This window comes from Phormidium sp. CCY1219, assembly GCF_035615515.1.
Lineage (GTDB): Bacteria > Cyanobacteriota > Cyanobacteriia > Cyanobacteriales > Laspinemataceae > CCY1219.
The window spans coordinates 12986-38440 of the sequence record NZ_JAJENT010000791.1; the positions used below are offsets into that span (position 1 = coordinate 12986).

At 50.9% G+C, this 25455-nt stretch carries 28 protein-coding genes, 2 tRNA genes and 1 other annotated feature; of the genes, 17 read left to right on the forward strand and 13 right to left on the reverse strand.

Going from position 1 to position 25455, the window contains the following annotated elements:
• Positions 1-47 precede the first annotated feature (47 nt).
• On the forward strand, positions 48-3068 hold the full coding sequence (locus LKK83_RS24215) for a hypothetical protein (protein WP_324633979.1): 3021 nt from the start codon (positions 48-50) through the stop codon (positions 3066-3068).
• 138 nt (positions 3069-3206) lie between these two features.
• Here LKK83_RS24215 and LKK83_RS24220 read toward each other — a convergent pair whose 3' ends face one another.
• Positions 3207-4568, reverse strand: coding sequence for a hypothetical protein (locus LKK83_RS24220; protein WP_324633980.1), 1362 nt, complete (start codon positions 4566-4568; stop codon positions 3207-3209).
• A 376-nt stretch (positions 4569-4944) separates the two neighbouring features.
• A tRNA-Leu gene (locus tag LKK83_RS24225) sits at positions 4945-5025 on the reverse strand.
• Positions 5026-5285: 260 nt separating this feature from the next.
• Here LKK83_RS24225 and accC point away from each other — a divergent pair.
• Positions 5286-6638, forward strand: coding sequence for an acetyl-CoA carboxylase biotin carboxylase subunit (gene accC, locus LKK83_RS24230; protein WP_324633981.1), 1353 nt, complete (start codon positions 5286-5288; stop codon positions 6636-6638).
• A gap of 54 nt (positions 6639-6692) precedes the next feature.
• Here the strand turns inward: accC and LKK83_RS24235 are convergent, their stop codons facing one another.
• The gene (locus tag LKK83_RS24235; RefSeq protein WP_324633983.1) at positions 6693-6980 is read right to left on the reverse strand and encodes a YggT family protein; all 288 of its coding nucleotides are present in this window, start codon (positions 6978-6980) and stop codon (positions 6693-6695) included.
• A 39-nt stretch (positions 6981-7019) separates the two neighbouring features.
• A complete protein-coding gene (locus tag LKK83_RS24240; RefSeq protein ID WP_324633984.1) occupies positions 7020-7184 on the reverse strand; it encodes a hypothetical protein in 165 nt (54 codons plus the stop codon).
• 72 nt (positions 7185-7256) lie between these two features.
• Between LKK83_RS24240 and psbX the strand changes: the two genes are divergently transcribed.
• The 4 genes from psbX to LKK83_RS24260 all read left to right on the forward strand — a co-directional run bounded on the left by psbX (position 7257) and on the right by LKK83_RS24260 (position 9947).
• A complete protein-coding gene (psbX, locus tag LKK83_RS24245) occupies positions 7257-7376 on the forward strand; it encodes a photosystem II reaction center X protein (RefSeq protein WP_324633985.1) in 120 nt (39 codons plus the stop codon).
• A gap of 354 nt (positions 7377-7730) precedes the next feature.
• Positions 7731-8552: a Ycf66 family protein gene (locus LKK83_RS24250; RefSeq protein WP_324633986.1), complete on the forward strand. Its 822-nt coding sequence runs from the start codon at positions 7731-7733 to the stop codon at positions 8550-8552.
• A 192-nt stretch (positions 8553-8744) separates the two neighbouring features.
• Positions 8745-9374, forward strand: a complete 630-nt coding sequence (locus LKK83_RS24255) for a TolB family protein (RefSeq protein ID WP_324633987.1) — start codon at positions 8745-8747, stop codon at positions 9372-9374.
• Between the two features lie 48 nt (positions 9375-9422).
• The gene (locus LKK83_RS24260; RefSeq protein ID WP_324633988.1) at positions 9423-9947 is read left to right on the forward strand and encodes a TolB family protein; all 525 of its coding nucleotides are present in this window, start codon (positions 9423-9425) and stop codon (positions 9945-9947) included.
• An 82-nt stretch (positions 9948-10029) separates the two neighbouring features.
• Here LKK83_RS24260 and LKK83_RS24265 read toward each other — a convergent pair whose 3' ends face one another.
• From LKK83_RS24265 to LKK83_RS24280, 4 genes are all read right to left on the reverse strand, one after another.
• Positions 10030-10848: an LmeA family phospholipid-binding protein gene (locus LKK83_RS24265; RefSeq protein ID WP_324633989.1), complete on the reverse strand. Its 819-nt coding sequence runs from the start codon at positions 10846-10848 to the stop codon at positions 10030-10032.
• A gap of 245 nt (positions 10849-11093) precedes the next feature.
• Positions 11094-12902 (reverse strand): proline--tRNA ligase, encoded by a 1809-nt coding sequence (gene proS, locus LKK83_RS24270; protein WP_324633990.1) that lies wholly within the window; start codon positions 12900-12902, stop codon positions 11094-11096.
• A gap of 398 nt (positions 12903-13300) precedes the next feature.
• Positions 13301-13456: a hypothetical protein gene (locus LKK83_RS24275; protein WP_324633991.1), complete on the reverse strand. Its 156-nt coding sequence runs from the start codon at positions 13454-13456 to the stop codon at positions 13301-13303.
• Between the two features lie 15 nt (positions 13457-13471).
• Positions 13472-14134, reverse strand: coding sequence for an acetoacetate decarboxylase family protein (locus LKK83_RS24280; protein ID WP_324633993.1), 663 nt, complete (start codon positions 14132-14134; stop codon positions 13472-13474).
• A 370-nt stretch (positions 14135-14504) separates the two neighbouring features.
• Between LKK83_RS24280 and LKK83_RS24285 the strand changes: the two genes are divergently transcribed.
• Both LKK83_RS24285 and LKK83_RS24290 read left to right on the forward strand, forming a co-directional pair.
• Positions 14505-14705, forward strand: a complete 201-nt coding sequence (locus LKK83_RS24285; RefSeq protein ID WP_324633994.1) for a hypothetical protein — start codon at positions 14505-14507, stop codon at positions 14703-14705.
• 159 nt (positions 14706-14864) lie between these two features.
• Positions 14865-15065 carry a hypothetical protein gene (locus LKK83_RS24290; RefSeq protein WP_324633995.1) on the forward strand — a complete coding sequence of 67 codons (201 nt, stop codon included), beginning with the start codon at positions 14865-14867 and terminating at the stop codon, positions 15063-15065.
• A gap of 234 nt (positions 15066-15299) precedes the next feature.
• On the opposite strand, the gene dnaK is transcribed toward LKK83_RS24290, so the two are convergent.
• Together dnaK and LKK83_RS24300 are read right to left on the reverse strand one after the other, a co-directional pair.
• Positions 15300-17228, reverse strand: coding sequence for a molecular chaperone DnaK (gene dnaK, locus LKK83_RS24295; RefSeq protein ID WP_324633996.1), 1929 nt, complete (start codon positions 17226-17228; stop codon positions 15300-15302).
• Positions 17229-17560: 332 nt separating this feature from the next.
• On the reverse strand, positions 17561-18154 hold the full coding sequence (locus tag LKK83_RS24300; RefSeq protein WP_324633997.1) for an Hsp20/alpha crystallin family protein: 594 nt from the start codon (positions 18152-18154) through the stop codon (positions 17561-17563).
• A gap of 262 nt (positions 18155-18416) precedes the next feature.
• Between LKK83_RS24300 and LKK83_RS24305 the strand changes: the two genes are divergently transcribed.
• Positions 18417-18782, forward strand: coding sequence for a hypothetical protein (locus tag LKK83_RS24305; protein ID WP_324633999.1), 366 nt, complete (start codon positions 18417-18419; stop codon positions 18780-18782).
• Here LKK83_RS24305 and LKK83_RS24310 read toward each other — a convergent pair.
• Positions 18779-19966, reverse strand: coding sequence for a homospermidine biosynthesis protein (locus LKK83_RS24310; RefSeq protein ID WP_324634001.1), 1188 nt, complete (start codon positions 19964-19966; stop codon positions 18779-18781). The genes LKK83_RS24305 and LKK83_RS24310 overlap by 4 nt on opposite strands.
• A 205-nt stretch (positions 19967-20171) precedes the next feature.
• Entirely contained in the window at positions 20172-20300 is a 129-nt protein-coding gene (locus LKK83_RS24315) for a hypothetical protein (RefSeq protein ID WP_324634002.1), read from the reverse strand.
• A 602-nt stretch (positions 20301-20902) separates the two neighbouring features.
• Between LKK83_RS24315 and rplS the strand changes: the two genes are divergently transcribed.
• The 6 genes from rplS to rplA all read left to right on the forward strand — a co-directional run bounded on the left by rplS (position 20903) and on the right by rplA (position 23839).
• Positions 20903-21265 (forward strand): 50S ribosomal protein L19, encoded by a 363-nt coding sequence (gene rplS, locus LKK83_RS24320; protein WP_324634003.1) that lies wholly within the window; start codon positions 20903-20905, stop codon positions 21263-21265.
• Between the two features lie 99 nt (positions 21266-21364).
• Positions 21365-21437 (forward strand) — tRNA-Trp (locus LKK83_RS24325).
• Between the two features lie 249 nt (positions 21438-21686).
• On the forward strand, positions 21687-21911 hold the full coding sequence (gene secE / locus LKK83_RS24330; RefSeq protein ID WP_324634004.1) for a preprotein translocase subunit SecE: 225 nt from the start codon (positions 21687-21689) through the stop codon (positions 21909-21911).
• Positions 21908-22546 carry a transcription termination/antitermination protein NusG gene (gene nusG / locus LKK83_RS24335; RefSeq protein ID WP_324634005.1) on the forward strand — a complete coding sequence of 213 codons (639 nt, stop codon included), beginning with the start codon at positions 21908-21910 and terminating at the stop codon, positions 22544-22546. The genes secE and nusG overlap by 4 nt, the downstream gene beginning before the upstream one ends.
• A gap of 17 nt (positions 22547-22563) precedes the next feature.
• A complete protein-coding gene (gene rplK / locus LKK83_RS24340; protein ID WP_324634007.1) occupies positions 22564-22989 on the forward strand; it encodes a 50S ribosomal protein L11 in 426 nt (141 codons plus the stop codon).
• A 133-nt stretch (positions 22990-23122) separates the two neighbouring features.
• Complete coding sequence (rplA, locus tag LKK83_RS24345; RefSeq protein WP_324634008.1) at positions 23123-23839, forward strand: 50S ribosomal protein L1; 717 nt, start codon at positions 23123-23125, stop codon at positions 23837-23839.
• A 76-nt stretch (positions 23840-23915) separates the two neighbouring features.
• Positions 23916-24087 (forward strand) — a sequence feature (ribosomal protein L10 leader region).
• On the opposite strand, the gene LKK83_RS24350 is transcribed toward rplA, so the two are convergent.
• On the reverse strand, positions 23918-24064 hold the full coding sequence (locus LKK83_RS24350) for a hypothetical protein (RefSeq protein WP_324634009.1): 147 nt from the start codon (positions 24062-24064) through the stop codon (positions 23918-23920). Its footprint overlaps the feature before it by 147 nt.
• Before the next feature lie 145 nt (positions 24088-24232).
• Here LKK83_RS24350 and rplJ point away from each other — a divergent pair.
• Entirely contained in the window at positions 24233-24784 is a 552-nt protein-coding gene (gene rplJ / locus LKK83_RS24355) for a 50S ribosomal protein L10 (RefSeq protein ID WP_324634010.1), read from the forward strand.
• A 103-nt stretch (positions 24785-24887) separates the two neighbouring features.
• Positions 24888-25283: a 50S ribosomal protein L7/L12 gene (gene rplL / locus LKK83_RS24360; protein WP_324634011.1), complete on the forward strand. Its 396-nt coding sequence runs from the start codon at positions 24888-24890 to the stop codon at positions 25281-25283.
• The last annotated feature ends 172 nt before the right edge of the window (positions 25284-25455 follow it).

A 25455-nucleotide genomic window follows, 5' to 3' on the forward strand; every position in this document is an offset into this window, starting at 1 on the left:
CCGTGATATACTATTCAGTTGATGAACGTTAGGAGTAGGGTGACATCATGGTTAACGACTTCCGAGAAGCGGGCAATGACTTAGTTCCGGTGGACTATAGCTTTTTCCTGCAGCAGATATGCAGCGCCCTCCAGGGTCGTAACCCCTTTAGACAATCGCGAAATGGTCAACGGTTACTGGTGGATATTGACAGCATCGCTCAGGAATTGGTACAATTGACAAACGTGCCGAATCCCCTCGCTTCTACGCGCGGCGTGCGATCGGCAACGATTAATTTTTCCCAGGGATTTCGCCAGCAGTTCCCCGATCGCATTCAGCAAATTGCCGACGTTTTGCGAGCACACCTACACAGCGAAATCGGTTCCGATGAGGCGATCGCTGAGTTTCTCGAACAGCTGATTACAGATTTACAATCATTTCAAGGTAACGCCACCCAGTTGGGATGGACCTACAACTTTACCCAACCCTCGCAGACTCTCGAGAAACAGGCCCTCCACCTCCAAAGCGATCGGCCCGGCGGTGAATCCCTGCTCAAATTCCACAAACTCACCATCAGCGTGCGAAACCTGCACCAATTTCAATCCCAACTGCAGCAGGGCATCGAAAACTATATTAACACCGAAATTGCCCCCGACAGCGAAACAGACGCAGAAGAATTATGCGATATCCTCAGCGGTTTGGTAGGAGACGAACTCTCCCAGTTTCACCAACTGCAAGAAGTGGTAGACACCGAAACCCTCGGGAAGCTGAAAAAAGAAGCAAAAATCACCTATTTAAAGCATCTGCGGGACAATATCGAAACTAACGATACCCAGGGACTTATCTATCTGCAAGACTTAATCCGGCGGTTGGAACTGATAGAAGAGTATATCAGCGATCCAGATAAAAGCGATGCCGATTATGACGTCAACTATGGCGGCGTGCAAGTTAACTATAAATCCATCTTTTCCCGCGCCGAAGCGTTAGACGCCCTCCCGATTATTCCCCTAATTGTGGGAAATTTAGCAGAATATAACGACCGAAACAATTCCGGAAACTGCGATTTTATTTTCGGCTTAAAACTCAAACTGGGTGGACCGGTGCAAACCCACGAAGGAGAAGATGTCTTCGACTATAACCTGAATGCCATTATTCACCCAGACAAGCGAGAACATATCGACGCCTTGCTGGATGAAGACCGACGAGAAACCTTCGCCCGCAAAGTCTTAGCCCGCCTGTTTTTATATTACTTCATTTTCGCCTCGCGTTGCAACCCCAATGACCCCGATTATAACGTAGAAAACGAACTGCTTTATAATCCCATAAATGGATTCGATGCCCAAGTGATGCGCGTGTTGCGGGGAAACGATGAAGAGGCAAAACGGAATATTTTTCGCGGGTTAATTAGAGGGATGCACCAGTTTAACGTCCGCGTCAAAATCCAGCACCTCCGAGACCTGTTAAAAAGCTTTTTACGAAGACAGACTATTTTGCCATTGGGCATTTATCCGCGCCACATTTGCATCAAACAAGGTATCCTCAATCGCGACCCGGATAGTCTGTTTAACGGGTATTTTTTGAATGAAGTGTTAGAACGCAATCGCAAAGAAGTCCTGCGCTATATTTCCATCGAAGAACCGCAGGTCAATGAAGCGGCGCTTTGTCAGATTCCGGTGACGATAAAAATAGAGGATGTCCGCTATTTTCCGGAAGAAACCCGAGAACAATTTAGCTGGAGTTACGATATCGATCGCATGCGAATGCTGGCGATCGCCTGGGTTCCGGATAGCGCCCCCTGCATGGAAGCATACAACAACCATTTAAGGCAAAATAAGCTGATACTCTTTCGCTATAACAATACCCGCCTCAACCCCAACCACTTAGATTCCACCCAAGCGTTTATCTATCGCTTCACCTGGATGCTTCTCGCCTATATGTGCCTGCATGTTTTGCTAGAATATGCGCCAGAAAACGTCTTTATTCCCATGCTGCGACTGCACCAGGGAACCCACGAAAATCCCTTTCCCGCCGAAAAATTTATCGCCAATCTCTCGAAAACCATTTCCCATCTGTTGAGCGACAAATATCTTTCTAGTTCCCAAGGATTCCGGATTCGCAGTCTCAACCGACATCGCGTCCAAAATGGGTTAAATTCTTTATATTCGGTGCTTCCCAAACGCTTTCGCTTCCAGCAAACTTCCGCGCCGTTACAGTTAGATAAACTTGCCATTATCGTGGTATCCAGTCGGGAAAGCGATGCGCGCTATAGCAATCAAAACCGCTATCAGCGCCTCGCCACGCTTATTGGAGAAGCGATCGGGGTGCAGCGCCTTACCAGCGGTGAGATTAAGATAGAACGACTGACGACATTTTCCGATAATTGTTCTCTCCGGCAATTATACAGTCACCCAGCGGTGTTAATCGACACGGTGAGTCAACTGTATCGCCAAGGATACCATCATTTTTTGTATGTGGCGCAAGCGCCTCATACCAGCACTCTGCATATCACTCGCAGCGATCGCGATGAGGAATTGTATTTTATGTCCCCCCGCCTCATCGAAACCTTGATGAAAAACCACGACGCTATCAAAATTTACCCGATATTTTTCGATAAATACTACGTGCGTAAATTACACAACCCAAGGGTCAATTCCTTAGTGGTGCAAGATACCCGCGAGTTAACCACTCTTGCGGAAGACCCCCAGCAGCAAGCAGTGGTTTTTTTCAACTTGTTTAACGGGATTTCTGTGGGACAAGGAGACGATCGCTTTTATAATGGGGTAATTTCCTATTCCACCCTGCTGGGCAATTTTTACTCTGGAGTGATGGAGGACCGGGATATTCGCCAAGATTTGATTTACGATACTGCGCTAAAACAGGATATTTTGCAATATTTAACCCTGTTTCATTTTTCCCGCTTTGAACGACAACATCAGCAGAGTTTAAAACTCGACCCCTACCAGCAAATTATCGGGGAAGAATCGTTCGGGGCGTTGTCGATTTTCGAGCAGATGACTCCCCGGGTGGACTTTAATTCCCTGGCGTTTTTGACCCAGGTAAAAAAGGTCTTAAATCTGTCCGCTTCCTAGGGATGCGCCATGCTTGCGCGAGAGCTTTTGTGTGCTTGTAAATGAGGGAAATAAGAAACCGGGTTTTTGTGCTAAGTTGTCGATTGTCGCTCAATGGTCTGCGAATTAACCCGGTTTCTAACTGCTACTGAAGATGCTCTAAAGTTTGTCCTTAATTTGGCTAAATATCCAATCGGGGATGGCATGTTCCGTATGGTAAACCCCATCGTATTGTTGTTCCAGTTGTTGCCAATCAATCGAGCGATCGCATAGTACCTCCCGTTTGAACAGTTCTACCGCTTGACCCGACAACCCTTTCTCCACACACTTTTTCATCGCCAACCGACTTTCGCCAATCTCGCCAATACATTCAAACGGCGTTTGATTTTCTAACCCCAGCATTTGCCTAAAAATCGGCAACAAGTCCCCATCGTCAAATAAATTCTCGCCAAATACGGCATCCACTGCTTCCGACTCGCAAAAAGCCATTAATCCCAGCCAAACATAGGCACACTTAGGACATTTTTTGCACCAAGGCTTTTTGATGTTGCAGGAATGAACTTTTGGCAGCACTTCCGGATATTTAGCGAAATGTTTGAAAATCCGAAAATCGTAAATCGACTGTAAAATCCCAAAGTAAGTAAAATCGGCAACCAGAGAGGTTTGAATAAATTTATTCAGCAGGGTTTCCGCTTCATACCCTTTCCCCCATTGATGATTCACTTCTAGACCTAATTTATCCCAAAATAAATTCCCCGTATTGGCACTTTTTTCGTGAGCTAATGCCAAATACCGATATCCGCCATGCAGGATGAGCGGTAGGGCCTCAAAAACCGACACCGGCGTTTCTGGAACTGTAATTCCGGAATTGTCTGGAAAATAGAGTTTCAAAAACGGATCTTCCACAAAGTCATCGTAAACCGAGATTTTATGTTGGCAGATGGGATTAACGCATTCTAATACCCCGGAAATTAACTGATGTTGGAAATCGGATTTGCCATAAACGCTATGAGAGTATTGCATGGAGGCGTAAGGAATGTTTGCCTCTTGCAATAGTTTGAGAGCGACAATACTATCTTTGCCACCTCCACAACCCGCCAGTACAGTGCGATTCTCCCCCGCAATTGCAATGGGATTGCTTTCGGGTAAAAAGGTTCCTGGAGAGATAATTTCTGGCCCCAGATAATCGGTGACATGATTCTCATACCAATGTTGGGCGAACACTCCTTGATAGATTTTGGCAAACAGTTCTACCACTGGTTTTGCCAACCCCTCAGCAATAACCGAGACATCGTAATACTTCGGAAAGAGAGAACAGAGTTTCATGCCTTCAAACAAGGCAATATGGGCTGCTATTTTCGCGATCGCCCCCTGGGAATATCTCTCTTGCAGCATGGAGAACGAGAGGTCTTCATAATAGATTTTTGTGGCAAATTTAAAGTCGTCTGCACTATAGATAATTTCGAGATGATGTTCGTGAATTCTTAAGTCACAGATTTTAATGGTTTCTACCTTCTTCATTCTTTTCCTATCCCTGGAGAACAATTTGCCTAGTTAACCGTTTTTTTGCCAGCAATCTTCTCGGAGTTTTCCCCCAAATTGCCATGCATTGTCACAATAAAAACATGGGTGTCTCCGTCAGCAAAACCCGAGGGGTTGCCCCTCGAAAATCCCCCTGTTGCCCTAAATTTTTGCTTGGCTAGAATGGGGAAAAGGAAACCCATGTATTTTATTTTTCACTAAGCTAACCGAGGGATTGTATTTTGTCAAGAAAAATTTTCTTTGTTTGGTTCCTAGGCGATCGCCCCAAAGGGTCTAATCCGCAATGTGGTTGTCAAACCGATAAAAACCCAAAGCAAAAGGGGTGACAGCATCCCTGTCACCCCTTTTGCTTTAATGCGGATGGCGAGACTCGAACTCGCAAGGCTAGGCCACACGCCCCTCAAGCGTGCGCGTATACCAATTCCGCCACATCCGCAGGCAATAGACTATTTTAACCTATCTGAAATTAGTTTACCATACTTTTCCCGGTTTGGATCGAGTTTGGCAAAAAATTTTTTCAACCCTCCTGCAGACTCAATATTTTAAGGAGTTAGAGATCGAGATTTTCCCCCCGTGATACCTCCGACATGATAGGATGATGAGTCGGACATCTCAATGCCACTGAAAGCGGAACCCCTCGGGGATTCGGCGCTCATAAAAATAGTGATTTTACGAGTTTAAGCAACAGCAGGCCCTATGCAATTCTCCAAAATTCTGATTGCCAATCGAGGCGAAATCGCCCTTCGGATTCTCCGTACCTGCGAGGAGATGGGGATTGCCACTGTTGCGGTTCACTCGACCATAGACCGCCACGCCCTGCACGTGCAACTGGCGGATGAAGTAGTGTGCATCGGCGAGGCCCCGAGTGCCAAAAGCTATCTCAACATTCCGAATATTATTTCAGCGGCCCTGACCCTGAATGCCACCGCCATTCACCCCGGGTATGGATTTCTGGCGGAAAATGCGCGGTTTGCGGAAATCTGCGCCGACCATCAAATCAGCTTTATCGGGCCGACCCCAGAAGCGATTCGGGCGATGGGGGATAAATCCACGGCGAAGGAGACCATGCAACGGGCGGGAGTTCCCACAGTTCCGGGCAGTCACGGATTAATTACCCACGAAAGCGAAGCGCGGGCGATCGCCAACAAAATCGGCTATCCGGTCATCATCAAAGCCACTGCAGGGGGAGGGGGACGCGGAATGCGCCTAGTTCGCAGCGAAAGCGAACTACCCAAACTGTTCGCCGCCGCCCAGGGAGAAGCGGAAGCCGCATTTGGCAATCCCGGGGTTTATTTGGAAAAATTTATCGAACGCCCGCGCCACATCGAGTTCCAAATTATGGCCGATAATTACGGCAATGTCATCCACCTCGGGGAACGGGAATGCTCGATTCAGCGCCGCCACCAAAAACTGCTCGAAGAAGCCCCCAGTCCTGCCCTGACGCCGAAATTGCGCCAAAAAATGGGTCAGGCGGCGGTGAAAGCCGCGCGATCGATTAACTACGCCGGGGCGGGTACGGTGGAATTCCTCCTCGATCGCGACGGGAATTTTTATTTCATGGAAATGAACACCCGGATTCAAGTGGAACACCCGGTGACGGAAATGGTTACTGGCTTGGATCTGATCGCCGAACAGCTTCGCGTCGCTCAGGGGGAAAAACTCAGCCTCACCCAAGGGCAAGTGCAACTGCGCGGTCACGCGATCGAATGTCGGATCAATGCGGAAGACCCCGATCGCAATTTTCGCCCCGGTCCGGGACGGATTACCGCCTTCTTGCCCCCGGGCGGTCCTGGGGTGCGGATGGATTCCCACGTGTACACCGACTACGAAATTCCCCCCTATTACGACTCTTTAATCGGCAAGCTAATCGTTTGGGGAAGCGATCGCGCCGCCGCAATCAAGCGCATGAAACGGGCACTGCGCGAATGTGCCATCACCGGCGTACCCACCACCATTGGCTTCCATCAAAAAATCCTCGAAACTCCCCACTTCGTCAAGGGTGACGTTTACACCAACTTCGTGGAACAGTTAATGGCCAAATCGGAATAAATCCGCCGTTAAACCGGGGAAATTGACCGGGCCATGTTTCCCCTGTAGGCGGTGTTAGTGCATCATCATGGTCAACAATCCTTGCTGACCCAGGAGGATTTCGCGCACCAAACTGACAATGCCCACCCAGATAATCGGGGTAATGTCTACGCCGCCGATGGGGGGGACGATGTGGCGGGTGGGTGCCAAAAACGGTTCCGTGGGAACGGCGACCAGATTCCAGGGAAATTTAGTCAGTTCCACTTGGGGATACCAGGTCAGGATGATGCGGAAGATAAACAATAACGTCATCACGACTAAGACCGGTCCGAGGATCCAAGCGGCGATCGCTACAGGTGTCATAATGAGCAAAACTTAACGTTTTGTTACGAACGGCAGTTTCTATTTTATTTCAATCTCCCGCCGCCCATCGCCCCAGGTGGATTTTTCTCCCCCAACTCCCTGAAATGGGCGATCGCGCCCCTGTCCGCTTCCTACCTTAAATCCGCTTTCCCCCAGCCCACTGCGCTTTTCCCCAGCCTCGGATTCATTTTGCCGCGAAAACACTAGACTTCTCAACCAGGTAAAGGTTTAATAAAATTAAGATAATGTAAATTCTGTTATAAGGAACCAGCAGCTATGACGCCATCTCTCGCCAACTTTTTTTGGAGCCTGTTTTGGGGCGCTATCATCGTGGTCATCCCCATCACCGGTGCCTTGATCTTCATCAGCCAGAAAGATAAAGTGCGTCGTTCTTAACCGAGACGAAACAACCGGAAGCCTCAGCTAAAGCGACGGGGTGCCCCACATGGGGGTCGCCCGAGGCCTTTAGCTGAGGTTTTCTCGTTAGCGGAAAATTTTATGAAAAAGCAAGACTTGGAAACTGTGCCATTGGGGCCGACGGGTGGCGAAATCGCTCAATCCCCTAAGCGACCCCAGACCGACCAACTCCACCCACAACCACATTGGTTCGGGTGTCGAGGGGTTTTCACCCTCGGGGTCGGGAAACCCCGGAATTGAGGCACACAGGGTGTCTGCGGGTTGAGTTAAGAAAGCTCCTTGTCAGCTTGAGGTGGATACTCGCTAACATAGTACAGGAAAAGGAGAGAGGCGATGGTTAATTTTAGTCTCAATTTAGCGAGTATAGTGGGAATCGCGATCGCGATCGGCGGAGCGATGCTGTATGCGATCAGGTCTTGGCGTCCCGAATTGTCCCGGGATACGGATCTGTTTTTTGCAGCAGTCGGGTTGCTCTGCGGCGGAATTCTATTTTTCTATGGATGGCGGTTCGACCCCATTATGCAATTCGGCCAGATTCTCCTGGGAGGATCGGCAATCTATTTTGCGTTTGATAATATTCGGTTGCGCGGCGTAACCACGGCCCAGGCCAAACGGCAGTCGGCTAAAATTGTGGATGAAGAACGCCCGGTGAGCAACGTGTATCGCGTGGATGCGGAACTCGATGAAATCGAACCCTATGACGAAAGCGCACTCAGACGCCGCATCACCGGACGGCAAGATCCGCGATCGGGACGCAATCCTTATTATGGCGATGAAGCGCCAACCCCAAGACGTCCCCCTTCTCGCCGCAGTAGTCCCTCGAGAAGCAGCAGTACCCGGGTGCGCCGTCCGCGATCGCCGGAACGCCCCTCGCGCAGCAGTCAATATGATGAATGGGACGCATCGGTGGATACTGAGGAAAGACCCCCGCGTCGCAGTTCCTCTCGCACCGTTCGCCGACCGCCCAGCGGATCGAGAGCTTCCAGCAGACCGCGACCGCCAGAAGAACAGCCTCGCCGTCGGCCCCGTCCGGAAGAAGAAGAAGAACCTACCCCGACGGATTATGTGGATTATCAACCCCTCGATTCCTCGAATCATAATGATAATGATGAGGAAGAACAAGATAATAGCGGCCATTTCGACGATACTTATTAAAGCGGGATGCAACCCGAGGGCCTCGCAATTGACGCGATCGCCCTTAGGTCCGGCTTCCCCCCTCGCCGAACAAGGGTCTGTGTAGGGGCGAGTTCTTGTAGAGACGCGATGCAAACCGCGTCTCTCCTTTATTCCCCCCGCCATCAGCATCGAGAGGGCAGTTGCCACTCAAAAAAAATTTCTGATTTATGATTGACAAATTTACGGTTTTATGGTATGGCGCTCCACAGCGGACAAGCAAGCAACCCTACGCCGAACCGATTCCCTCCCTTGAGGTTCATTCGCCAGTGGATGGCCCTGGGCTTTGGCTTAACTCTGGGCAGCATCTTGGTGGCTTGTACCCCCACCACGGTTCCCCTCGGCCCGGCTTCGATTAACAGTCGCTACACCGACGAACAGCCGGCGTTGAGTGCAAATGGTCGCTTTCTGGCATTTGTGTCCAATCGCAATGGCAGCCGCAATATTTGGCTGTACGATATGCAGCAGCGACAGTTTGTGGAGTTACCCCGCTTGAATCGCACCGAGGCGATCGCCGAAAGTCCCAGCGTCAGCAATACCGCCCGCTATATCGTCTACCTCAGTGCCAACCAAGGGCGACCCGCTTTGGCGATCTACGATCGCATCACGCGCGGTTCCCAGGTTCTTTACCAAGCTTATCAAGGCTGGTTGCGAAATCCCCAAATTAGCCCCGACGGTCGTTATGTGGTCTTTGAAAGTGGCAATCGCGGTCAGTGGGATATTGAAGTCCTCGACCGAGGACCAAATATCGAATTAGACCGCCTCGATGGCGTCCCGGGTACCCCTTCTTTTTTGGCTCCTTAAAATCTTCGATAAGTTTGCTTTTCTTGCTCTTTTCTGCTCGATAATACCGTGAAGCGATCGCGATTTATTCCGATAATTTCTCTGGTGAGTCTGCTCTGTGGCTGCACCAACTATCCCCGCTTGATGAATTTTCCTTTCGATCCCGGAGGTCGCAGTTTAAACAGTCCCGCAGATGAATTAACCCCTCATATTGCCGGACGCTATGTGGTGTTTGTCTCCGATCGCCAAGGGCGTCAGGACGTGTATTTGTTTGATGGCAAAAATCGCCGCTTGGTGGATATTCCCGGCTTAAATCGATTGGATGCGATCGCCTCACATCCCGCTATCTCCCAAGACGGACGCTATATCGTCTTTACCGGCACTCAAAACGGTGAAACCGATATCTACCTTTACAACCGCGAAACCCGCCAACTGCGAAACCTCACCGATAACCTGCAAGCGCAAGTCCGCAACCCGACTATTAGCGCCGATGGCACTACCGTCGCCTTTGAATCGAGCGCCAACGGTCAGTGGGATATCCTGGTGTATGACACCAACGGTAAACCCCTCCAGGTTCCCACCAGCCCCCGATAATCTCCTCTCCGGAACAATGATAGGCTGGGTTGACCCACCGCATTAGTCCCCGTAGGTTCCCTTGGCTTGCTGAGGTGGTCTTTCAATCTCTCACCTCTCCTGCTGTGCCCGATCGCGATTCGATTCGCACAAAAAGCGCCATTTCCACGGCTTCCGGAGTCAGGTGGAAGTGCAAAACTCGCGATCGCACCCCCAAGGGTTCCAATCTTGCCAGATTAAACTCCCTCGCCAGTGCAGTTAAGCCTCTCACTAGCTGCCAAGGGGCAGGTTTATCGTTAATCCGTACCGCTGGATCGACCAACTGCAACTGTCGCCCTTCTACCACCTTCACCCCGGTTTCTACCGTCAGGGTTAGGCGATCGGAATACCCCCGTTCCGCAATTTGCGTCTGGAATCTCACCCGGCGATCGCCGAGCAATTCCACTTGCGGATCGACTAAGCGATAGCGATAGGCGAGTTGTTGCAGGAGGAGGGAATCAAACAACTCTAATGCCAGACTTTGCAAGTCATTGTACACCTGGGGCGATCGCAAAGCACGATTGATATCTGCCTCGGTGAGAATCGCCCGCACCCCCGCCTGTAGCGGTTCCTGCAACGCCGCCTGCGGTTCCTCTCTGGCGAGCTCCAAGCCACCGGGATTCACCGCAATCCGATCGGTTTCCACTTCCAGGGTATCCAGCCGCACCTCGGGCATCAGATATAAGCCTCTCCCCGCAATTCGCAGGCGATCGACTTCCCCGCGCACCAGTTGATAGCTGGGAGTGTTATCGATGCGGACTTGCAACTGTTCCGCCTCATACAGGCGATCGCGCAGATTATTTTCCGCCACCGTATCTAAAGCGACTCCCCCAGGCGAAATCAAGGTTAGCAGACTGGAAAGAAAATACGTGAGAAATTCCATTTATCATTTGTCCTTTGTCATTTGTCATTTGTCCTTTGTCATTTGTCATTTGTCCTTTGTCCTTTGTCCTTTGTCATTTGTCATTTGTCCTTTGTGGCATACCAATGACCAGTGACCAGTGACCAATGACCAATGACCAATGACCAGTGACCAGTGACCAATGACCAATGACCAGTGACCAATGACCAATGACTATTGTATAGCCCGCCCCGAGAAGGGTGCGGGCCGGTTTGGATGGGGAGGGGTTATTTGTTAGTAACCCATTCTATCCACTGTTTTAAGGTAGAAGGAACTTCATCGATCGCCAGATTTTGGGATTTTTTCGTGGCGCGGTCTACCAGTTCCACTTTACCTTCTTTCAGCGATCGCCCGGGGACAATTCGATAGGGAATGCCAATCAAATCGGCATCTTTAAACTTCACTCCGGCGCGTTCTTCTCGGTCATCCAACAGGGTTTCGATGCCCATTTCATTGAGCTGACGGTAAAGATTTTCCGCCACTTCCACTTGTTGTTTGTCCGACATTTTGGGAATAGTGATAATGGCGTGATAGGGAGCGATCGCCACGGGCCAAATGATGCCATCTTTATCGTAAGATTGCTCCACCGCCGCTTGAGCTAAGCGAGACACGCCGATTCCATAACATCCCATGACAAGGGGTAATTCTTCTCCTTGTTCGTTGGTGTAAGTCGCGCCCATCGCGCGAGAATATTTGGTACCGAGTTGGAAAATATGGCCGACTTCGATACCTCGAGCGGTTTGCAGGCGTTGAGTCGGGTCGTGAACCGCGCGATCGCCCGCTTGAGCTTTTTGCAGATCCACCACGCGATCGCTGAGTTTAAAGTGTTCGCCCCAATTCGCACCCACCACGTGATAGCCAATTTCATTCGCCCCAGTGACGAAATTTTTTAACTCCACCACCGTGCGATCGGCCAATCGCAAAAACTCCGGTTGCAAATTTTCTGCCGATGCAATATAATCGTCGAGCAAATCCGGACCGATATACCCCAAAGGTAGGGGCTGTTTGGTTAATTTTTGCTGCATTTCTGCCGAAGGAACATCGAGGGAAATCACCGCTGTGGCATCGAAAGCGGTGGCTAATCCGGTCAGTTCGTTTTGCAGCTTCACCTGATTGACATCGCGATCGCCGCGAATGCTCACCAGCACCAGCACCACTTTACCAGTATCGTAAACCGCACGATAAAGCAGGTTTTTCACCACTTGAGTCGGCGAACAGTGCAAGTATTGGCAGAGATTTTCGATGGTTTCCGTATTCGGCGTTTCCCGTTTTTCGTATTCCGAAAATGCCGAAGGTTCTGCATCCGGCGGTAACGAAACGGCTTTTTCTACATTCGCTGCATATTGGCCATCTTCAGTGTAAAGCACTTCATCTTCACCCGCTTCCGCCAATATCATAAATTCCTGAGATGCTGCACCGCCGATCGCCCCGGAATCTGCCTCTACCGCTCTAAATTCTAACCCACAACGCCGCAGCATATTGCGATAGGCGCGGTCCATCTCGTCATAGGTTTTTTGCAAGCTTTCCTCGTGGGGATGGAAGGAGTAACCATCCTTCATAATAAATTCTCGTCCGCGCATGAGTCCAAAGCGCGGGCGAATTTCATCGCGGAATTTGGTTTGAATTTGGTACAGATGCAAAGGCAATTGACGGTAAGAGCGGATCGTCTCCCGCGAGAGAGTGGTAATCACCTCTTCATGGGTCGGTCCGAGACCCATCTGTCGCTGTTGGCGATCGCTGAGGGCAAACATAATCCCTTCCGCTTTCGTGTAGGTATCCCAGCGCCCGGACTCTTGCCATAACTCCGAGGGTTGCAATTGTGGCAACATGCACTCTTGGGCACCCGTGGCGTCCATTTCCTCGCGCACGATTTGCGAGACTTTCTTGAGCACCCGCCACATCAATGGCAAGTAGGCATAAACCCCGCTGGCGATACGACGGATGTAACCGGCGCGCAGTAACAGCTTATGACTGGGTATCTCCGCTTCCGCCGGATCTTCTCGCAGGGTGACAAACAGCATTTGTGACAGTCGCATCGCTTTTTCCTTATTTACAGACAGGGTGACAATTATCTCAAAATTTAGTGTACGCGATCGCGCTCGGTTAACTACCACATTACGCCACTCCTTTCCCTTTCCCGACCCTCTCCCCCAACTCTCCCACTAATCACTGTCATTTCCGCCCCCATCCGCCGTCTGGGTTACTCTTCTTCCTCCCAGTCCCTTTCCTCCCCTTCCGCAGACTGCGGCGCTGCTTTGCTCTGCCTTTCTCATCTCCTAGACAAGGGGGTGTTTTTCTCCCTCGCTTCCCGGCGCTTTACTTATAAATACCGGTGTTCTTTATCGGCTAAAATTAGGGGAATTATCAATAGTTCTCTATCGTTCGATGGGAGGATTGACTGCCCGCATAGATTTGCTATCATCGCGGTTAGCTATCAGCTTGGCATCCAACTGCAAGCCCCGTTTAATGGCAAATTGGCTTGGGTTAAATTGAGGCGCGTCTCTGCACCATAGGGGTTTAAATCGGCGATCGCCTCCCTTTGCTTCCCAAAGATATTTACTGCCCATTCCGTTAACTCTTGCCAATGCAATTTGCGCCCTCGGAATTATTGATGAGAAAAAATTCGCTCTCTGACCACTTCTCCCACCACTTTCGGCTGACCCGCTAGCAAGTGTAAATCTTCACAAGAAAGGCTAAAGCCCGGTTGTTCTAACTTTAACTCAGAAAACGGGCTTTCTGGCGGCACCTGCAATGTAGCATCTACCAAACCGAGGTTCGATTTAAACTTACCGGGAAATAACAGTAATTCGGATTCTAACAGACTGAAATTTGGGATCGAAAATGGCAGGGGTAGGCGGAAAGTATTGGGGTTGTAGTCGAGACTGCACAAGTGCCGATCGCCTTGCGAAACCCTCACGCGATCGCGAGTTCCCTTCTCCCAAGTAAATTCTGCCATTTCTTTCGGCAAACCCCAGATGCCGCGACCCCCCTCTACGGAATCCGGATTATCCACATAAATGTGAGAAATCCAACTGCCCACTTCTATGCCATAGCGAACGATTGCCCCCAACACGATTAACTCGTTGTACTGCAATATCGAGTCCCCTCCATATTCGGCGAGGTACACCCCACCTACGGTTTTACCCGGCCAAATTTCCACAATGTCCAGGGTAGCGGGTACGCGCGATCGCACCCGATGGGTATCGATGAGATGGAGGGTTTGTACGGCATGTCCGCTCAGGTTCCAAGGTGGAGGTGGATAGGTCATAGTTTTGCTACATTATCCGTGCTAAATTGACTTTAATGCTTCATTGTCGCGCGCGATCGCTCCCCAATTCCTCTACCCAAAGATAGAAACCGCTCGATTTTTAACAAAATTTAGCAATTTTTTCCGGAGTGCAAGCCTCTCGGTGCCGAAGGAATTCCCACGCTTTCCCGTGCCAATGACGCGCCAGCTTAGCCGGAGTGGGAAACCCGAGGTCAAGGGAATCTGTCTGTTCCCTCAAACCTTTTTGGTGTCATTTTTTCCGCTCTTAATTGTTGTCTCGTATCACCGGTAACGAACGGTTTCCCCAGAGTTTGTCATAATAAACTATCTTTGTGGGCAAAAATCATTGATGGAATAAGGAGGAATAACGATGAGAGAATCTATCCGAGGAGAGATGACTTGGAAACCCGATGGAGTAATGGGGCGAACCTTGTATTTGCGGCTCTCCCCCCACGATCGCTGGCGCTCTTACAAAGAATTTCCCCAGTATGTCATTCCCGACTCCCCAGGCAATTCCCAAGGATATAAGACCTTCGTCTCTTTACTGAGACAGCAATGGAAAGTTGTGTAAGATGCTGTCCGGAAAAAGAGCTGTAAAACAATGAGTTAGGGTAGGCAGACTATAGCGGTGTGGCGCATTCGGAACCCCCAGACAATTGCAGCAGCGTTTTCCCCAAAACCTGTAAACCCGTCACCATAAAAACCGAAAATCGAGCGTGAGGAACTAACGATGACAGAGGCACAAACAGGTCAAATGACATGGAAACCCAATGGCAAAACCACAGATGCTTTGCATCTGCGTCGTGAAAGCGATGCCGAGTGGCGATCGTACAGAGAATTCCCGGAATATATCAAGCCCGATCCGCCCGGATTTTCTCCCGGTTATGCCACCTTTCTGGCATTATTAAAAGAAGAATGGGAACTGATTTGAAGCGTTTCGCCGACACTGTATCGGGCAGATTTTTTGAGAACCAACCAGACATATATAACCAAACCGGATTTGGTAAGGTACCAAATCCGGTTTAGAGTCGGATACTATGGGAGAAAGCCCGCCGAGAGAGAGCGAGCTTTCCTCTGTTTCGCCTCTGAGATGAGGGTCGATTCAGGGAGTGGCGAGCGACACAGGCATCAAAGGGCGCGATCGCTCACCTGCAATTTATCCAGACTACTTGGTTTCCGAGAACTCAGCGTCGATCACATCTTCATCGGAACCGCCGCCACCGGAAGATTGCTCCTCACCTGCGCCTGGGGCACCTGCGCCCGGGGCAGCACCTGCGCCGGCTTCAGCACCACCAGATTCTTGGTAGATATTGCTGCCGATCGTGTACAGGGTTTGTTGCAGATCGCTCATCACGGTCTTCATGCGATCCAAATCGTCCTGATTAATCGCCTCGCGCAGGTCAGAAATCAAGCCTTCCACCTTCGTCTTCTCATCAGCCGGCACCTTATCGCCCAGCTCAGACATTTGCTTCTCAGCTTGGTAAGCCAAGGAATCCGCTTGGTTCTTCACATCGATTTTCTCGCGGCGTTCCTTATCTTGCTCTGCATTGGCTTGCGCGTCCTTCACCATGCGATCGACTTCATCGCTCGGAAGCGTAGAAGCACCAGTGATACTGATCGACTGTTCTTTACCCGTACCCTTATCCTTCGCGTGGACATTCAGGATACCATTTGCATCAATATCGAAGGTTACTTCAATTTGCGGCACACCACGGGGTGCGGGAGGAATGCCATCGAGACGGAAAGTTCCCAAGCTCTTGTTATCGCTCGACATTTCCCGCTCACCTTGCAGAACGTGGATTTCCACATTCGTCTGACCATCCACAGCGGTAGAGAACACTTCCGATTTCTTCGTCGGAATCGTGGTGTTGCGCGGGATAATCTTGGTCATTACGCCACCGAGGGTTTCCACACCCAGAGATAGGGGCGTAACGTCAAGCAGCAGGATATCCTTCACTTCACCCGCCAGCACACCGGCTTGAATTGCGGCACCAATGGCTACCACTTCATCCGGGTTCACGGTTTGGTTGGGGTCTTTACCCAGAACCCGCTTCACCAAATCTTTCACAGCGGGAATCCGGGTAGAACCACCCACCAGTACCACTTCATCGATCGCGCTCTTATCCAACTTCGCATCGCGCAGGGCGTTTTCCACCGGAATGCGGCTGCGATCGATCAAGTCAGCGGTCAGTTCTTCAAACTTCGCCCGAGTCAAGGTCAGATCCAGGTGCTTGGGACCTTCTTGAGTCGCGGTGATAAACGGCAGGTTAATTTCCGCTTGGGTGACGCTAGACAGCTCGATTTTGGCTTTTTCCGCCGCTTCGGTCAACCTTTGTAAGGCTTGCTTATCTTTGCGCAGGTCGATGCCTTCTGCTTTCTTGAATTCCTCGGCGAGGTAATCCACAATTTTCTTATCGAAGTCATCCCCACCCAAGTGGGTATCTCCAGAGGTGGCGAGCACTTCAAACACGCCGTCGCCCACTTCCAGGATAGACACGTCAAAGGTACCGCCACCTAAGTCAAATACCAAGATGGTTTCGTTGCTCTTCTTGTCTAATCCATATGCCAGAGAAGCGGCTGTCGGTTCGTTGATAATCCGCAGCACTTCGATGCCCGCAATTTTCCCGGCGTCTTTCGTGGCTTGACGTTGCGAGTCGTTGAAGTAAGCCGGAACGGTAATCACGGCTTGAGTGACTTTTTCACCCAGGTAGGTGCTGGCGTCATCCACCAGTTTCCGCAGCACTTGCGCGGAAATTTCTTCGGGGGCAAATTGCTTGCTGCGCGAGGGGCAGTCTAGCTTGACGTTGCCGTTAACGTTGAGGACTTTGTAGGAAACTTCGGTGGTTTCGTGAGTTACTTCGTCTTCCCGACGTCCGATGAACCGCTTCACGGAATAAAAGGTGTTGTCCGGGTTCATCACCGCTTGACGCTTGGCGATTTGTCCCACCAATTGGTCGCCATTTTTCGCGTAGGCGACTACGGAGGGAGTGGTGCGAAACCCTTCTGCATTGGCAATCACGGTGGGTTTACCCCCTTCCATAACTGCAACGCAAGAGTTTGTGGTTCCTAAGTCAATTCCAACTACTTTGCCCATAAGGTTGTTCTAGCTCCAATTTACTACAATGAAAGGTTTTCGGTTTGTTTTGGTCGGGTTATTTTGGGTTATCCCGCAACTGCATGAATGCAGTAGATCCAGCTTCAATATTTTTTACGGCTACCGATCTCTATAGTGTGGGCGGGCGGCTCTGTGATGAAGGAGTGTTTACCGAACATCCACAGGGACGGTTTGCCCAGAAATGACCGCGATTGGCTTATCAGTGGGGGGCACAGAGCACGGGAGGAAACCCCTACGCCGGCCATTTCGCCCCTCCCTGTGGTCTGCACTGAGCGACGTTCCCGCCTACATGCGTTCCGGACGATCGCGGTCTATGCCGGGGTGGCCCACAAATCTTCTGTTACTTCCAGATCCGGGGTGTTTTCCGGTTCCGGTGCGGGCGTCGGCTCCACTTTCGGGGTCGCATCCACCACCGGGGTCTCTCGAGACGGTGTGCTGTCTGCTCCCGCAACCTGGACTTTTACTACTTTGGGTTGTTGCGCTTCTAATTTGGGTAAGGTTAAGGTGAGAATGCCGTTTTTCAATTCGGCGGTGACGCGATCGCTCACCACCGGTTTGGGAAGCTCGACCACGCGATGGAATTTGCCGTAGCGCAGTTCGGATCGAACGTTGCATCGTTCTGCGCGCTCTGGGTTCGGATCCCGTTGTCCCGCGATCGCTACTCTGGTGCGGCTAACTTGCACGTCGAGTTCTTTCTTTTCTATTCCGGGGAGTTCTACGCGCAGGAGAAATTCCCCGGGGCGATCGCAAAATTCCATCGCCGGTCTCCACGCTCTGTCTCTGGGTTGTGCATAAGTGTGGGAAATTGGCTGGCGCGCCTGGGTTGAATCCTCCCACCGGCTTTCCATTTGACGCTGCCATTGTTCTATCTCACGTAAGGGGTCAAAAACTATCGCCGTTCTCATTGGGTTTCCTCCCTAAACTCTGTTGGGTTTTCAATCAGTGGGTCAAGTCAACCAAATGTGAAGTCTAACTGGAAATTTTGATGCTAAACCCTTCAATAACAAGCGGTTAGTTTTGTGTTTTTGATGGAGTGTTCTGTGGGGTTAGCCTAGTTTCGTTTTTCCGGTTTTGACTATTTATAATTTAGGCGATTTCTCCGGTTGACTGATGGTGGCAAACCGTAACTGGGTTGTTGTAGTTGCCGTCGCATGAGAAAACTGCCTGGTGTCGATCGAGCTGTTCGATCGCCTCAATTTAATGGTGGCAAACTTTGTCTGGAAAATTATGGTGGCAAACCGGAACTCGGGGGTTGTATTTGCCGCCGATTGGGAATTTTTGCCGCCCGGTGGGGCGTTTTTCTCATCTCATCAAATGTACGTTAATGCCGGGGCGTACATCCGACGGCAAACCGAAATGGAGGGGGTGTATTTGCCGTCAAACTCCCTGGGCGCGGCGGGGACAACAGAAAACCTCCGGGTGGCGGGAACCCGGAGGTTTGGCGGTGGAATTTTTCCCGGGGAGGAAAAGACGCGGGCATCAGATTGGCTGAACGTTCCCCGGTTTCTAAACGTTACCGAACCGAGGCGCTAGCCATGCGGGTTGCGAATCGGGGTTCCGCACGGATAGGTGGCGATCGGCGCGCTTCTCGTTTCCGAACTCGCCTCGGAGCGATCGCCGCTGTTAGCTTGGGCGAGTTGGTAGTCTAACTGTAATTTGGTCAGCATTTCCTGACGGCGATCGTAAAGCCGTTTCAGGGGACGCGCGGGGCACTGGTTCATTACATAAGCGGCGATAATCGGCAAGGCGATCGTGCTGTCGGTGTAGCACACGATGGTACTGGGCAGCTCGTGGGGATCCACTTTGCCCCAGCTCACCGCTTCGCTGGGGGTGGCACCGGATAACCCGCCAGTATCCGGGCGGGCGTCGGTAATTTGGATGAAGTAGTCATGTCCGCGTTCTTCTAAACCCAAGACTTCGTGAATGTGTGGCTGGGTTTGCAGGAGGAAGTTTTTCGGGGAGCCACCGCCGAGGATGATCGCCGCACTTTTGCCCGGAATGTCGGACGCGCTGTCGCGGGCCGCATAGGCGATCGCGGCGGTTTCGTTCACGTCAATCGAGGGGTCGATGACCAGTTTGGATTCTTCTAGGGCGATCGCGGCGACGTTCATCCCAATGGAACTATCCCCCGGAGAAGAGGTATAGAGCGGCACCCCACATTCATAGGCGGTGGCGAGCAAGCAGGAATGTTCCGCCCCGCGCTGTTGCTCGATTTCCCAGATGTATTTTCCGAGCAGATGGTGAAACTCGGCGGTGCCCATCCGCTTTTGAAAGGCATCGGAAAGCAAAATTTGGCGGATGAAGGCGTCGGTTTCGAGCAAGACGTCGTAATCGAAAATGATGTCGTAAATTCGCACCTGCCCCTCTTCGCGCAGCTTCACATCATCGAGAAAGGGGTTGGCGGCGTATAGGTTGAGTCCGAGTCCGTAATGAATATCGTGGTAGAGATTGGCACCGGTGCTGATGATGTAGTCGATAAAGCCTTCGCGCATCATCGGCGCGATCGCGGACATGCCTAACCCCGTGGGGGTCATCGCACCGGTGAGGCTCAGCCCCACGGTGACTTCTGGGCGCATGACTTTTTGGCTGAGCAAATGACAGATTTCTCGCAACCGCGCTGAGTTGTAGGCGGTGAAGTATCCATCAATCAAATCCACAACGCTCACCTGAGCCGAAATGGGGGTTGGGTGGATCTTGTGACCGATCGGTTGAGACATTTTGACACTCCGAAACGTTTAAATATAGGCAAAAGATGCCTTTGAGGAAATCTCCTCAAGGGCACATGCAATCTGCAATTGCGAAATTTAGAGGCGGCTGTGGGGAGTGTCTCGGGCGATCTCTGCCGCGATCGCCCATCGCAAAGACTACCCCTCTAGGAGTTCAACCCTTCTGTCGCTTCACAAGTTCAGCGCAGTTGCCTCCTCAATAGGGGTTTGTCTGTGAAACCAAGTCAGTGCCATTTCTCAGGCGAGTTACCTTGAATTCATCCAGACCCCACAGCCAGACATCCAGCTTTTGTAGCAACGCCGATGGATGGCGTTTTATTTTCAAAATTTCTTTAGGGTTTGCGAGCGATCGACCCAGGCAGACGTCCTGAATCAAGACCTTGGGCGTTTTGAGCGCAAGATTCCATCCGAAACCCACTCGCCCGCCTCCACGAACAGGTCGATCGGCTCGTACTCGGCGCTTCGCATCGATCCGTCCAGGATGAAAGCGCCGGATCCCAATGCCGTTTCCGTTTCAATTGCATATCCAGATACCACAGTCCACGCCAAGGGTATCCGGTTCCCGCAAGCAGTTCCAACGTTTTGGATGCTACCTCTCAGGCGAAACTCTATTCTGTTAGTAAATTTTAACATAGGAATTGCGGCAGGAGGCTTTCGATCTAGGAAATTTTACCCGTTTTGGCGGCAGCAGGCCGCAATTGGCAAGGGATTGGATGATTTTTGGCCGATTTTGCCGCAGTTACACCATGCATTAAGGGAAAATTGGATGGTGGGTGGGCAATAGCTGGATTCTGCTTGGCTAGAGGCTTTTGCTCCTTGTGGTCGGGAGGCGGAGCGGCCAAATCGCAAAACTCCCGCAAAAAGTCTAGACGGGGGGGAGGCTGACGCGCTATAGTTAAAGTTCGTGAGTTTCTACGGAAAGCCGATATGCACGCCAGCGAAATTATCCGTTCGATTGAAGCGGAGCAACTCAAATCCGATCTGCCTACCCTCTATGTAGGGGACACCGTAAGAGTCGGGGTCAGAATTAGAGAAGGAGGCAAAGAAAGAACCCAGCCCTACGAAGGCACCGTGATTGCCATGCGAAATGGCGGGATTAACGCCACGATTACCGTGCGCCGGATTTTCCAAGGCGTCGGCGTGGAACGGGTCTTTCTGCTGCACTCGCCTCGGATCGAGAGCATCAAAGTGATTCGACGCGGGAAAGCACGGCGCGCCAAACTGTACTATCTGCGCGATCGCGTCGGTAAGGCAACCCGCCTCAAACAACGGTTTGACCGTCCGCTTTAAATTTAATTTGAAAAAAAAGCATCCTGGGGGTTGACACCAAGCCAAGGGAAGCCTTACAATACTAAAGGGTGAGTCGCAAAAGCGCGTGATTCAGCCCGTGCGCTCTTAGTTCAGTTGGTAGAACGCAGGTCTCCAAAACCTGATGTCGGGGGTTCAAGTCCTCCAGGGCGCGCTGAACCATCTTCCCAAAACATCTACCCGAAAGTATTGATGCTGTGAATTCAGCGCTCGATCGAGTAACTTTCGGGTAGAATTATTGTCTGGGTGGTTCAAACAGTATTGATAAAGCAAGATACAAGTTAAGCTGGGCGGCGAGTGACGCCAAAAGATGTAGATTGGCGGATAGAACGGCGCTACAGTTAGCTGTTGTCAAAAAAGAACTGCCTAATGTTGAGAACAGTTAGGGGAGTAAAGAGCGATTGTGGCCAAAAAAAACGAAGCAGAAATGAAGCAAACGGATAGCGGTTTCAGTCCCGCCAAGTTTTTACAGGAAACAAAAGAAGAACTGGCTAAGGTCGTTTGGCCTTCTCGGCAGCAGCTAATTAGTGAATCGCTAGCCGTACTTTCGATGGTGACTCTCTTTGCCGGCTTAATTTACTTGGTCGATAAATTTTTTGGTTGGGCAGCTACACAGGTGTTCGGATGACTTTTGCATCGGACGACGCAAGAGAGAAATCTCAACCGTCAGACTCAGAAGATTCAGGAGAATCAAAACCGGCGAAACCTCGCTGGTATGCGGTTCAGGTGGCTTCCGGCTGTGAAAAGCGGGTGAAAGCGACCTTAGAACAGCGGATTCAAACCCTGGATGTTGCTGACCGGATTTTGCAAATCGAAATTCCCCAGGCTTCTGCGGTGAAAATTCGCAAAGACGGCAGCAGGCATCAAACGGATGAAAAGATTTTCCCTGGATACGTGCTCATCCAAATGGCAATGGATGATGAGAGTTGGCAGGTTGTCAAAAATACCCCTCATGTGATTAACTTTGTGGGGTCAGAACAAAAACGCCGTTATGGACGAGGACGCGGACACGTCAAACCTCTGCCGTTGAGTTATTCGGAAGTCGAACGGATATTCAGGCAGCGGGAAGAAGCGGAGCCAGTGGTGAAAACCCACTTGGCACCGGGAGAAAAAATTGAGGTGACATCCGGCCCGTTCAAAGATTTTGACGGCGAAGTGATTGAAGTCAGCCCAGAGCGCAGTAAACTCAAGGCGCTTTTGTCTATTTTCGGACGAGATACGCCAGTAGAACTGGAATTCAATCAAGTTCGCAAACTCAGTTGAAGCAGCTAACACAATAAATGGCAAAAAAAGTAGTTGCGGTGATCAAGTTGGCGATTAATGCGGGCAAAGCCAACCCAGCACCCCCGATCGGACCGGCACTCGGTCAGCATGGCGTGAACATTATGATGTTCTGTAAAGAATATAACGCCAAAACCGCTGACCAAGCTGGTTTAGTGATTCCGGTAGAAATTTCCGTCTATGAAGACCGAAGTTTTACCTTCATTCTCAAAACCCCTCCCGCCTCGGTGTTGATTAAAAAAGCCGCAGGAATTGACAAAGGTTCGGGCGAACCGAACCGCAATCAGGTGGGGCAAATTACCCGCGCTCAACTTCAGGAAATCGCTGAAACCAAAATGCCGGATCTCAATGCCAACGACATTGAGGCGGCAATGCGAATTGTGGAAGGAACGGCCCGCAATATGGGCGTGAAGATCGCAGACTAGGCGATCGCCTATTGCACTTGAGTTGAGATTCGATCGCTTCGCAATGGAAAAACATCTGCGATCGCAAATCTCATCCACTTGACCCATTCAAGGGGCAGAGGATATGCCTCGCTAACGACCCCAGGAGAAACCAATGCCAAAAAAAATCTCCCGTAGATTACAAGAACTGAGAAAAAAGGTCGAAGAGCGACCCTACGAACCACTAGAGGCGATTAAACTTCTCAAAGAAACCGCCACAGCTAAATTTCCCGAATCCGCCGAAGCCCACATTCGGTTGGGGATCGATCCCAAGTACACCGACCAACAGCTTCGGACCACGGTGGTTCTGCCGAAAGGCACCGGCCAGGAAGTGCGGGTGGCTGTTATCGCACGAGGCGAAAAAGTGACGGAAGCCACCAGCGGCGGTGCCGATGTGGTAGGATCGGAAGACCTGATTAACGAAATCCAACAAGGCCGGATGGATTTCGATAAGCTGATTGCAACGCCGGATATGATGCCGCAGGTGGCAAAACTCGGGAAGTTGCTCGGACCACGGGGTCTGATGCCTTCTCCCAAAGGCGGCACCGTTACATTTGACCTCGCCCAAGCGATTAACGAGTTCAAAGCCGGTAAACTGGAATTCCGTGCCGATCGCACCGGAATCGTTCATATCCTCTTCGGTAAGGTATCCTTTTCCGAACAGGATTTGATGACTAACCTCAAGGCGTTGCAAGAAACGATCGATCGCAACCGTCCTTCCGGCGCGAAAGGCCGCTACTGGCGCAGCGTTTTTGTGTCGTCCACAATGGGACCTTCGATTCAAGTCGATGTCAATCAGCTACGCGACTTTAAGATGACCGAGGCGGCCTAAAATCCAAATGGTCAATTCGGGATCTGGCGCGATCGTAGAGAATCTACCCACTCGTCAATCCCATTTCCCTTCGCCTAATTAAATAGCACAGTAGCCGTAGAGAGCAGGTGCCAACCCGATTGGCTTAATTTCCCTGCCGAGGTTCCGCATGAATTCCCCACTGTAAAGCCCCCGCGATCGCCTGCGATCGCCTGGGGCACGGTGGGTGCGCGACCCCGGCTGCATGGCCGGGGTTTTTGATTGGCAAGGGACTCGAACTCGGTCAATCCAAGGGAAATTTTGACAACTGGCGATCCTCAGGTAGAATAAGAGATTGTCTGCCAACAATCAGCAATCTACAATCTACAATCGCACCCCAGTTTCCATCCCCAGCCGTAAAGGAGGTGAAAGCCTATGGGCAGAACGTTAGAAGACAAAAAAGCGATCGTCGAGGAACTCAAACACAAATTGAGTGACACCGACATGACAATCGTCATCGACTACAAAGGGGTCTCCGTTGCCGAGATTTCCGAATTGCGAAATCGTCTGCGCGAATCGGGAGCCATTTGTAAAGTCACCAAAAATACCCTCATGCGACGGGCTGTTGAGGAAGACGAGCAGTGGAAACCCATCCAAGAATTCCTCAAGGACTCTTCTGCATTTCTGTTCGTCAAAGACGATCTCAGCGGTGCCATCAAGGCATACCAAGCCTTCCAAAAAGCCACCAAAAAAACCCAACTTCGCGGTGGCGTTATGGAAGGGCGGGTGCTGAGCGAAGATGAAGTCAAGGCGATCGGTGAATTGCCCTCCAAGGAAGAACTCATCGCTCAAATTGCCGGTACCATCCAGGCGGTGACCTCCAAAGTTGCCGTGGGTATCAACGAAGTTCCCACTTCGATTGCCCGGGGTCTCAACGCTTACGCCGAAAAAGAAGGCAGCCCGCAAGAAGAAGAGCAAGCTGCCTAGATATTCACCCGATCGCGTCGCGATTCGTTCGCAATCCGTAACGAATCGTCAACCCATTTCACGTTTGATTGCTTACTAACCTTAAAATAATAGGAGTCAATCCATGTCTGCTGCAACTGACGAAATTCTCGAAAAGTTAAAATCTCTGACCCTGCTGGAAGCTTCCGAACTGGTCAAGCAAATCGAAGAAACCTTCGACGTGAGTGCTGCTGCGCCGGCAGGTGGCATGATGATGATGCCTCCTGGTGCGGCTGGGGCTGCGGCGGCAGAAGAAGAAGAAGAGAAAACCGAATTTGACGTCATTCTCGAAGAAGTTCCCGGCGACAAGAAGATTGCTATCCTCAAAGTGGTTCGGACTTTGACCGGATTGGGCCTCAAAGAAGCCAAAGAAATGGTGGAATCTGCACCCAAGCCCATCAAAGAAGCGGTTGCCAAAGATGCGGCAGAAGATGCCAAGAAGCAGCTTGAAGATGCAGGCGCTAAAGTGAGCGTCAAGTAAGCTTTATAGCTTATAAAGCGTTGCTACTTTTGTAGCAGTAGGGTGGGCATTGCCCACCCTACAAATCGTCTGTATGCCTAGGGGGTGGTGGGCAGCACACGAAAAAAAGACGAAAGTTTGGTAGCCCCGTAACTTTAGTTCGGGGCGGAAAAACGAACGCTTGTTTCAACAA

Excerpts from the sequence above, each read along its gene's own strand:
- rplL (WP_324634011.1), top strand. The coding sequence starts at position 24,888 with ATGTCTGCTGCAACTGACGAAATTCTCGAAAAGTTAAAATCTCTGACC.
- LKK83_RS24350 (WP_324634009.1), bottom strand. The coding sequence starts at position 24,064 with ATGCAGCCGGGGTCGCGCACCCACCGTGCCCCAGGCGATCGCAGGCGA.
- LKK83_RS24235 (WP_324633983.1), bottom strand. The coding sequence starts at position 6,980 with ATGACACCTGTAGCGATCGCCGCTTGGATCCTCGGACCGGTCTTAGTC.
- rplA (WP_324634008.1), top strand. The coding sequence starts at position 23,123 with ATGCCAAAAAAAATCTCCCGTAGATTACAAGAACTGAGAAAAAAGGTC.
- dnaK (WP_324633996.1), bottom strand. The coding sequence starts at position 17,228 with ATGGGCAAAGTAGTTGGAATTGACTTAGGAACCACAAACTCTTGCGTT.
- LKK83_RS24290 (WP_324633995.1), top strand. The coding sequence starts at position 14,865 with ATGACAGAGGCACAAACAGGTCAAATGACATGGAAACCCAATGGCAAA.
- rplS (WP_324634003.1), top strand. The coding sequence starts at position 20,903 with ATGCACGCCAGCGAAATTATCCGTTCGATTGAAGCGGAGCAACTCAAA.
- LKK83_RS24215 (WP_324633979.1), top strand. The coding sequence starts at position 48 with ATGGTTAACGACTTCCGAGAAGCGGGCAATGACTTAGTTCCGGTGGAC.
- psbX (WP_324633985.1), top strand. The coding sequence starts at position 7,257 with ATGACGCCATCTCTCGCCAACTTTTTTTGGAGCCTGTTTTGGGGCGCT.
- LKK83_RS24280 (WP_324633993.1), bottom strand. The coding sequence starts at position 14,134 with ATGACCTATCCACCTCCACCTTGGAACCTGAGCGGACATGCCGTACAA.
- rplJ (WP_324634010.1), top strand. The coding sequence starts at position 24,233 with ATGGGCAGAACGTTAGAAGACAAAAAAGCGATCGTCGAGGAACTCAAA.
- LKK83_RS24265 (WP_324633989.1), bottom strand. The coding sequence starts at position 10,848 with ATGGAATTTCTCACGTATTTTCTTTCCAGTCTGCTAACCTTGATTTCG.
- LKK83_RS24300 (WP_324633997.1), bottom strand. The coding sequence starts at position 18,154 with ATGAGAACGGCGATAGTTTTTGACCCCTTACGTGAGATAGAACAATGG.
- rplK (WP_324634007.1), top strand. The coding sequence starts at position 22,564 with ATGGCAAAAAAAGTAGTTGCGGTGATCAAGTTGGCGATTAATGCGGGC.
- LKK83_RS24285 (WP_324633994.1), top strand. The coding sequence starts at position 14,505 with ATGAGAGAATCTATCCGAGGAGAGATGACTTGGAAACCCGATGGAGTA.
- LKK83_RS24220 (WP_324633980.1), bottom strand. The coding sequence starts at position 4,568 with ATGAAGAAGGTAGAAACCATTAAAATCTGTGACTTAAGAATTCACGAA.
- LKK83_RS24310 (WP_324634001.1), bottom strand. The coding sequence starts at position 19,966 with ATGTCTCAACCGATCGGTCACAAGATCCACCCAACCCCCATTTCGGCT.
- accC (WP_324633981.1), top strand. The coding sequence starts at position 5,286 with ATGCAATTCTCCAAAATTCTGATTGCCAATCGAGGCGAAATCGCCCTT.
- LKK83_RS24250 (WP_324633986.1), top strand. The coding sequence starts at position 7,731 with ATGGTTAATTTTAGTCTCAATTTAGCGAGTATAGTGGGAATCGCGATC.
- proS (WP_324633990.1), bottom strand. The coding sequence starts at position 12,902 with ATGCGACTGTCACAAATGCTGTTTGTCACCCTGCGAGAAGATCCGGCG.
- nusG (WP_324634005.1), top strand. The coding sequence starts at position 21,908 with ATGACTTTTGCATCGGACGACGCAAGAGAGAAATCTCAACCGTCAGAC.